Annotated in this window: 1 rRNA gene; it reads right to left on the reverse strand. The window is 42.0% G+C overall.

Going from position 1 to position 426, the window contains the following annotated elements:
- Window positions 1-316: 316 nt before the first annotated feature.
- Window positions 317-426: ribosomal RNA gene (locus tag HGH90_RS31495) — 16S ribosomal RNA — on the reverse strand; the annotation flags it as partial.

The following is a 426-nucleotide window of genomic DNA, read 5'->3' on the forward strand; positions in this document are numbered from 1 at the left end:
TTCGCCTCTTAGATCCTAGGCATCCACCATGCGCCCTTATTCGCTTTAAAAATCTTTAGTATTCTAATACTACTATTTCGAATACAACTTGCATTTCCCAATATGTCAAAGAACTTTTAATCACTGATTTCTTTTCCAAGATTTCATTTGTGTGATTATTGCCGATGTGTGAGAGCCGATCTCCGTAACCCCCTTCGGTTACACATCTTCATCTTGTCTTTTGTTTTATTGCTTTCCCCTCTGGCGTGTAGCCATAGGCGTTAGTACAATAAAATTAAAAGAAGGAAACAACAGCTCATAGGTTAATGAGCTCTAAAAAGGAGGTATTCCAGCCGCACCTTCCGATACGGCTACCTTGTTACGACTTAGCCCCAATTACCGATTTTACCCTAGGCGGTTCCTTGCGGTTACCGACTTCAGGTCCCC

Source organism: Chitinophaga sp. Ak27 (genome assembly GCF_012726295.1).
Taxonomy (GTDB): domain Bacteria; phylum Bacteroidota; class Bacteroidia; order Chitinophagales; family Chitinophagaceae; genus Chitinophaga.